The 1,712-nt window shown below is 69.3% G+C and carries 2 protein-coding genes; both read left to right on the forward strand.

The features are described from left to right. Nucleotides 1-256 precede the first annotated feature (256 nt). Nucleotides 257-577: a thioredoxin gene (trxA, locus tag ACIKT0_RS17915; protein WP_183393293.1), complete on the forward strand. Its 321-nt coding sequence runs from the start codon at nt 257-259 to the stop codon at nt 575-577. Between the two features lie 102 nt (nt 578-679). Next, a partial coding sequence (locus ACIKT0_RS17920) for a hypothetical protein (RefSeq protein WP_407106684.1) occupies nt 680-1,712 on the forward strand: 1,033 nt, incomplete at its 3' end.

Here is a 1,712-nt window from a genome sequence, read left to right on the forward strand (position 1 = left end):
GCAGATGTGGCCGGACCGCCCCGTCCGCGCAGCGATTCTGTGGACCGCGGCGCCGCGACTCGACCTCCTGCCGGAGCCTGGGCCCGCCGCCGCGCAGCTCAGCCTCTCGCTCGGCTGAACGGACTCAGGGCTGCGCCGGGCGCGCCGCTGCCGCGACGGCGCGTTGCTTGACGCTCACGGGGGGCCTCCATACCTTCCGCTGCGAAACAGAGAGGGCGCCGCCGCGAGGCGGCCGATCTCACACAGAGGTGCTTTCATGGCCACCGCCAAGATCTCCGACGCCAACTTCGAGCAGGAAGTTCTGAAGTCGGCCGAACCCGTCGTCGTCGACTTCTGGGCGGAATGGTGCGGCCCCTGCCGCGCGATCGCCCCCGCGCTCGAGGAAATCTCGAACGAGATGGCCGGCAAGGTGAAGATCGTGAAGCTGAACGTCGACGAGAATCCCGAGACGGCGAGCCGCTTCGGCATTTCGGCGATCCCGATGCTGATGATGTTCAAGGACGGCCAGCACGTGGCGACGCAGCGCGGCGCGGCGCCGAAGTCGAAGCTCGTCAGCTGGATCGAGACCTCCGTCTGACGGAGCAAGGCGCCTGAGCGCTGTTCATGTCGCTGAAGCTCTCCGGTCCCGGCCGGGGAGCTTTTTCGTTGCGCGGGCGGCCGCTCCCGGGGCGCTCCGAGCATGATGGTCCTGCATGTCGGTCCGCATAAGACCGCGACCACATATCTCCAGGCGAACTTTCATGCGCAGCGGGCCGCGCTCCGCCGGCGCGGCTGGCTCTATCCGGCGACGGGCGAGCGCGTCGGCGTCGCCCACCACGACATTTCGGATCACCGCGAGCACCTGATCGCCCGCCAGGGCTCCGCCCACGCGGACCTCTCCCGCATCGTCGAAGCGTCCCGCAAGGGCCTCGACGTCCTGCTGTCCTCGGAAGGCTTCCGGCGGTGGCGGCCGCAGCACTACGAGGCGCTGCGCCAGATCGTGCAGCCGCATGAACTCCGCCTCGTCTACGCGCTGCGCGACCCGATGAGCGTGATGTATTCGCTCTGGGCGCAGTCGGTGAAGCTCGGCGGGACCGAGGACCTGCCGGGCTGGATCGAACGTCACCGGCGGAAGAACGAGCGGTCGCGGATCCTCAATCCGCTCATCGAGATCGAGCCGATGATGCGGCGCGGCCTGCCCTACAGCTTCCTGCTCTACGACGAGATCGTGCGGCGGAAGCTCGATATCTTCTCGGTGTTCTGCGATGAGATTCTGGGCGTCTCCGGACTGGAGCCCCAGCGAAAGGCCGACGCCAACGAGCGGCTGCCGATCGAGATGACCGAGTTCATCCGGCTGCTGTCGGCGCGCAGCCCCCACCTGACCGGCGGCGCGGCGCTGAACATCGGCGAGAGCGTCCGCTATCTGCTCTCGGAGGACGAGCGGCGGACGATCGTCGAGACGGTGCGGACCGACGGCGCGGCCGCGCGGCGGACGATCGCGGTCAACCGCCAGACGCCCGACCTGCTCGCCCTCGAGGAGCGCCTGCTCCGTACGCTCGCGGCGCAGATGCGGCCGCTTCCGGAAGGCGACAGGATCTTCCGCTCCGAGCCTGACAACTGGACCTATTACGACGGCGCGGCGCTTGCCGCGACGCCGGCCGTGGCGGAGCTGCTGGAGTTCGCTGCCCGCAAGACGGCGCCCGACGCGCTGCGCCTTCGGCTGGCGCACGGCG

It is taken from the genome of Hansschlegelia beijingensis, assembly GCF_045505405.1.
Lineage (GTDB): Bacteria > Pseudomonadota > Alphaproteobacteria > Rhizobiales > Methylopilaceae > Methylopila > Methylopila beijingensis_A.

Bases quoted from the DNA above. Each gene is read 5' to 3' on its own strand.
- trxA (WP_183393293.1), top strand. From the start codon at position 257: ATGGCCACCGCCAAGATCTCCGACGCCAACTTCGAGCAGGAAGTTCTG.